The 5,755-nt window shown below is 69.5% G+C and carries 7 protein-coding genes and 1 tRNA gene; 2 read left to right on the forward strand and 6 right to left on the reverse strand.

The features are described from left to right. Together J0695_RS35730 and J0695_RS35735 are read right to left on the reverse strand one after the other, a co-directional pair. Positions 1-750, reverse strand: a 750-nt coding sequence (locus J0695_RS35730) for a DALR anticodon-binding domain-containing protein (protein WP_206968937.1), incomplete at its 3' end; no start/stop codon positions are given. A gap of 88 nt (positions 751-838) precedes the next feature. Next, a complete protein-coding gene (locus tag J0695_RS35735) occupies positions 839-1,291 on the reverse strand; it encodes a response regulator (protein ID WP_242553621.1) in 453 nt (150 codons plus the stop codon). Positions 1,292-1,457: 166 nt separating this feature from the next. Between J0695_RS35735 and J0695_RS35740 the strand changes: the two genes are divergently transcribed. Both J0695_RS35740 and J0695_RS35745 read left to right on the forward strand, forming a co-directional pair. Further along, positions 1,458-1,529: transfer RNA gene (locus J0695_RS35740), tRNA-Arg, on the forward strand. A gap of 129 nt (positions 1,530-1,658) precedes the next feature. Beyond that, positions 1,659-1,973 (forward strand): DUF6980 family protein, encoded by a 315-nt coding sequence (locus tag J0695_RS35745; protein ID WP_206968939.1) that lies wholly within the window; start codon positions 1,659-1,661, stop codon positions 1,971-1,973. Between the two features lie 10 nt (positions 1,974-1,983). Here J0695_RS35745 and J0695_RS35750 read toward each other — a convergent pair whose 3' ends face one another. The 4 genes from J0695_RS35750 to J0695_RS35765 all read right to left on the reverse strand — a co-directional run bounded on the left by J0695_RS35750 (position 1,984) and on the right by J0695_RS35765 (position 5,501). Next, a complete protein-coding gene (locus tag J0695_RS35750; protein WP_206968940.1) occupies positions 1,984-2,610 on the reverse strand; it encodes a class F sortase in 627 nt (208 codons plus the stop codon). Next, entirely contained in the window at positions 2,603-3,523 is a 921-nt protein-coding gene (locus J0695_RS35755; protein ID WP_206968941.1) for a hypothetical protein, read from the reverse strand. The genes J0695_RS35750 and J0695_RS35755 overlap by 8 nt, the downstream gene beginning before the upstream one ends. 186 nt (positions 3,524-3,709) lie before the next feature. Then, positions 3,710-4,756, reverse strand: a complete 1,047-nt coding sequence (locus J0695_RS35760) for a glycoside hydrolase family 113 protein (RefSeq protein ID WP_206968942.1) — start codon at positions 4,754-4,756, stop codon at positions 3,710-3,712. A 40-nt stretch (positions 4,757-4,796) separates the two neighbouring features. Then, positions 4,797-5,501, reverse strand: coding sequence for a VC0807 family protein (locus J0695_RS35765; protein WP_206968943.1), 705 nt, complete (start codon positions 5,499-5,501; stop codon positions 4,797-4,799). Between the last annotated feature and the right edge of the window lie 254 nt (positions 5,502-5,755).

The following is a 5,755-nucleotide window of genomic DNA, read 5'->3' on the forward strand; positions in this document are numbered from 1 at the left end:
GAGCAGGGCGGGGGCGGTCGTGTCGGCGATCCCCTCGTACGAACTCCGGAAGCCCAGGTCGTGGGCGTTGCGGGTGAGGGCGAGACTGCGCGCCCTGGCGTACCGGATCCGGAAGAGAGGGTTGCTCTCGCGCTGGATCAGCAGTTCGTCGCCGGTGGTCGGGTGGTCGTGCGCGGCGGGCCGCAGCATGCCCCAGCGGGCGGCGTCGGCTCCGATACGGGCGACGACGTCACCCGCGCCGGCCGGCAACGGCACCACCCGGAGCGCCTCGGGGGCGCCGGGGGTGAGGGTGGCGTGGGCGCCCTGGGAGCGCAGCAGCCGGATCACGGCGTCGGTGACGACCGCGGCTCGCGGCTCGTCGGCGGGTGCCAGGGGTACGTCGGTCCCGGCGAGGGCGTCGCCGTGTCCGTACCCCCGTCCCTGAGCGAGCACGGTGCGAACCAGCTCCGCCGAGCCGTCCCCGGCCAGGGTGAAGTTCAGGAAGCCGGGGCCGGTGATCTCGACGGTGCGGATCCCCGCGGCCCCCGCGATCCGTGCGATCCGTTCCCGCAGCGCCTCGGCGACCGCGCGGGGCGGCATTCCCGCAGGTCCGGCCAGCTGGAGGGCCGCATTGGTGGCGTAGTCCCCCTGCCCTCCGGGACGCGGCCGCCCGACCTCGACGGACTCCGGTACGGCCACGCGCAGGGCACCCTCGTCGACCGCGGTGCGTACGGCACGCACGACGGTACGAGAGAGATCTGCGGGGGTCACGAGACCAGCGTATGGGAGAAGGGGGGGCACTTCGCGAACCGGTTTCGCGATGCGGTCGCCCGGACACCCCGGGCAGCCGGTCGTGCCGTCAGCCGCGCGCGCTCCCGGCACGGCCGGCTTCATGCCGGTCTCCCCCGGCCTCCGGCCGGGAGGTGCCCCCTGGAGACGGCGGCGCCTCCCGGAGCATCAACTGCCGTACGAGCCGGATCAGCTCGGAGGGTTCGAAGGGCTTCGCGAGGAAGGCGTCGACACCGGCGGCGAGGCCGGTCTCCACCTCGTACTGCGTACAGGCACTGATGATCGCGACAGGCAGCCGGCTGGTCCGCGGGTCGGAACGCAGCCGTGCGGCGGTGCGCAGCCCGTCCAGGCGAGGCATCACCACATCGAGGGTGATCACATCGGGGCAGACGCGGTGCACGACGTCCAGGCATTCGGCACCATCAGCCGCGGTCACGACCTCGAAGCCCTCCAGCTCCAGGTTGACCCTGATCAGTTGCCGGATGACCTTGTTGTCGTCGACGACAAGCACCCGGCCGGACATGCCCGACACAACTCGAGAGTAGGTCCGCCGGCACGGCCGCGTCCGGGTTTTGCCCACTTCCACCCCCTCCGGGGTACCACCGCCCGGGACCCACGGAAATGCCGCCTCTGGCCACCCCCTCTGAGCTGGTAGGGTTCTACCCGTCGCCACTTCACCGTGGCGATACGCCCCCGTAGCTCAGGGGATAGAGCGTCGGCCTCCGGAGCCGGATGCGTAGGTTCGAATCCTACCGGGGGCACCTTTTACGAGGTGCCCAAAGACCCCGCCATCAGCGGTTTCGCTGAGAACGGGGTCTTCGCGTATCCAGGGCCGGCCGCGGCGCATCCGCGAGACGGATCACGGGGCCGCCCGACAAGAAGCCGAGGTCATGACCAACCACTGCTGCGAGGCCATGAACCGCCGCGTGAACGTGCGCTGCGATCAGCACGACGACCCCTTCGACTGCCCGGACGCGCTGATCAAATTCAGCGCCAAGTTCCGGGAGTACGGGCTGATCATTCACGACGGCGGCACATCGAGCATCACCATCGACTTCTGCCCCTGGTGCGGACACCGCCTTCCCGAGTCACGGCGGGACCAGTGGTTCGACGAGCTGGAACGCCGCGGGATCGATCCGTGGGAGGACGAAGTCCCGGCCGAGTTCGAGGATGAGCGCTGGCTCGCCTCGCTGCCTCAGGACTGAAGGACGACGGTCATGCCTTGCCGGCGAAGTGGGCGTAGACCACGACGTTGGAGTCCCAGTGGCGGTCGTGGGTGAGGCTGCCTCCACAGGTGATGAGGCGGAGTTCGGGCTTGGCCGTGCTGCCGTAGACCTTGTCCGTGGGGAACTGGCTCTTCTTGTACGTGTCCACCGCGTCGACCTTGAAGACCGCCGTGGTGCCGTCCTCTCTGTGGACCTTGATCTCCTCGTTCCTGGCCAGCTTCTTGAGGTTGTAGAAGACGGCCTCGGGCTGCTGGGCCGTGTCCATGTGGCCGACGATGGCGGACGTGCCCTTCTCGCCGGGGGTGGGCCCCTGCTTGAACCAGTCGGCCTGCATCGGCCGGTTCATCGGCGGGGTCTCCATCACGCCGTGGCCGTCCAGGCCCACGGTGCCCAGGTCCGCGTCGACCTTGATCTCCGGGATGGAGATGTGGTCGGGGACGGACGGGGTGAGGGCGGCGGTGCGGGTGACCGGGGTGCTGTGGCTCGTGCTGCCGGTCGTGGTCGGGGGCGACGACGAGCAGCCGGTGGCGAGGGCCGCCGCGAGTGCGGCGGCGCCCGCCAGGGCGGCCACGCGGAGAACGCGGCCGCCCTGGCGGGCCATGGCTGCCTCAGCCATTGGTGCGGCGGCGACGCAGGGCGACGGAACCGGCCAGGGCTGCTATGCCGAGGGCGGAGGCGCCGGCGATCATGCCGGTGTTGATGCCGTCATGGGACGAGGCGGCGGGGGCCTGGCCGGTGTTCACCGAGCCGCGGGGGGTCTTGTGGTGCGTGGGGTTGAGCGGGGCGACCTTGTTGTGGTCGGTGTGGTGCGCGACGTCGTTGGCCACGCCGAACTTGGCCGAGTCGATCCGGGTCTTGCCGACGTAGCCGTCGACGCGGTAGTAACCCGACTTGGTGTTCTTGGAGACCGTGGCCGTGCCGTGCCAGGTGTTCTCGCCGCTCTTCTGCAGAGCAACCTTGCCGCCGAAGGCGTCGGACTCGACCGAAGCGTTGGTGCCGGTGGAGCCTGTGGCGCCCTTGATCGTGACGTCCACCTTGTCGCCCGGCTTGCCGCCGTCCGTGGACAGGCTCATCGAGGCCTTGGCCGGGTCGGGCTTGACTATCGGGTCGGTGTTGACCGAGAGCGTGGCCGACGCCTGCTGCGCGGTGTCGGGGAAGTTGGCTATGGCGTTGACCTGGTACGTACCGAACTTGGCGTTCTTCGCGATGGTGGCCGTGGCGATCCAGGTGTCGCCGGTCTTGGAGGCCTGCGCGACCTGGATGTCCTGCAGACCGTCGGAGGAGACCGAGACCTTGTCGGCCTTGCCCGAGGTCTTGACGGTGACCGTGACCTTGTCGCCCGGCTTGCCGCTCGACTGCGAGAGCCGTACCTGGACGGCTTCCTGCTGCTGGTCCGTCTGGGTCCCGGTGGAGGTGGAAACCACCGGCGAAGGCGCCGGCGATCCGTCGGCGGCGAATGCGGTCGCCGGCACGGCGACGGCCAGCGAAGCGGCAACCGCTATGGCCGAGACAGTGAATGCCTTGCGCATGAGTGAACCTCCTAGAAGCGACCTGAGGCGTTTTGTCCAGGTACACCGCTTATGAGGGGCGTGGCGGTTCGGTGGTTCACTCGCTTTCGAGATCGGAAAATCGGCAGGGCCGAAGGTCCGGGACCGGTCCCGACCTCCCGGACCAGGGGTTTTTCAGCAAGCTGAGAAGGTTCCTTTACCTGCGATTTAAGGCCGAAGGTCCCGCGGAACGTGCCGCCCGTAGAGCTCGGCCATGGTGCCGAACACCTCTTTCGGCTCCCAGTCCATGTCCGGGTGCGCGACGCCCTTCCCGCCCGGCTCCAGCATCTTCACCACGCCGTACGTCGCCAGGTCCAGGTCGTGGCGCGGGTCGCCGGCGCGGTGCGGAGCCCCGTACCCGGCGAAGGTGAACCAGAAAGCGGCGTCCAGGCCCTCCTCCTCGAAGACCGTGAGGAGCTCGGTGAGATAGCGGGACTGTTCGGACTCGTCGCGTACGTAGTCGCCGTCCAGGGCCGGCGGCTTTGCCTCATGGTCGACGATGTCCCAGCCCGTGCCGCCCTTGTCCCCCGCTCCTTCGTACGCGCAGCAGCCGAACTCCGTCGCCGCGACCGGCTTGCCGTGCGCGAAGTGGCCGCGGATCTCCTCGCGGTAGGAGCTCTTGTTGTACGCGGCCCGGTAGGCGTCCACGCCCACGATGTCGAAGGGGGTCCAGTCGATGTGCTCCCAGGGGCCGGACGCATAGGTGATCCGGCCGCCGAAGCGGGGGCGTACGGCGGCCGCGACCTTGGCCATGAACGTGCTGAACTCCGCGAGGATGGCGGGCAGTTGGGTCCCGTACCAGGTGTGGTCCGCCGTGGTGAGGGCCGTGATCCGCGCCATGAGGTCGTCGCCCGCCAGGAAGCCGGGGTTGAAGAGGGTGATCTCGCAGCCGGTCACACAGACCACTTCGGCGCCCGCCCGCCGGAGCGTCTCGGCACGGTCCGCGCACTCGGTGAGCACGGAGAGGAGTTCTTCGGCGGGGAGGTTGCAGGGGAAGGGCGCGAACCAGACCTCAAGACCGGCCGCCGCTGCCGCTTCGGCGGCCACCGTGAGCCGCTCGGGGTCTCCGCCGGAGACGCGGACCGCGTCGCAGTGCAGTTCCTCGGCGATGATCCGCATCTCGCTGCGGACGGTGGCCGCGTCGAATTCCGTACGGGAGGACTCGGGGCCCATGGGGGTGAAACCGGTGTCGTAGTTGATGCCGTGGCGTCGCATGGCGGGTCCCGCCTCTCGGTTCGGTTCGGATGAGCCCGGATCAGACGGTTGCGGGAGCGGTGATGGCAGTGGCGGTGGCGGCGGGCGCTTCGGCCTTCTCGGTCAGTTCCGCCTCGATCAGCTTCTCCATGGGGGCCACGGCGACCACGCTGCCGACGATCATGGCGAGCAGGATGGCGCCGCCGGTGAACACTCCGCCCAGCCAGATCATGGTGTCCACGGGAATCGTGTACGCACCCACCACACGCACGGCGCACTCGGCGAGCAGCGCGGTTCCCCAGACGAGCGAGAACGTCCGCTCGATACGGCGGAAGCGTGCCGATCCTGCCGAAAGCCGGTCCCAGGCCTCGGACTTGGCGTTGTCCGCCTTCACCAGCCACGGCTTGAGTCCTGCCGACATCATCGGGCGGCCCATCGCCACCGAGACCAGGATGCCGATGCCGACCGTCGAGCTGATCGCGCTGTCCTTGGCGAGCATCAGACGCGGGTCGCCGGTGAGGAAGGTGAGCACCAGGCCGACGAGGTTGACCACCAGCATCAGGGCGGCGAGGCCGTTGAGCTGCCGCTCCTTGATCAGGCTCCAGACCGTACGGACGGCCGGGACGACGCTGCTCCAGGCGAGGGCGGAGACGGTCGAAAGCCCCTCGTGCTTGAGGAGGTAGTAGGCGGCCGTCGGGATGACGGCGTCCACGATCAGCGGGCCGAAGTTCTTCTTGGCGTTGGCGGCGTTCCCCGTGTTTTCCATGGCTACAGCCTGCTGGCCAGGGGCAGTTGGGCGACAGATGCGACTGTCCTGTGCCGGCCGGGACATTTGTCACGGTCATGCCCGGAGCCATGTCCTCCGGTCCCGCGCCACCGCGTGCAGCGCCTCGATGTCCGCCGGTTTCAGTACGCCGCCGAGCCGCGCCAGCGCCTCCACCTCGTCCGCCGCGCCCTCGTCGTACCGCAGGATCCGCACCTCCCCCGAGCCCGAGCCCGGCCCCGGCCCCGGCCTCGCCC

Origin of the sequence: Streptomyces beijiangensis, assembly GCF_017315755.1 — a bacterium.
Taxonomy (GTDB): domain Bacteria; phylum Actinomycetota; class Actinomycetes; order Streptomycetales; family Streptomycetaceae; genus Streptomyces; species Streptomyces beijiangensis.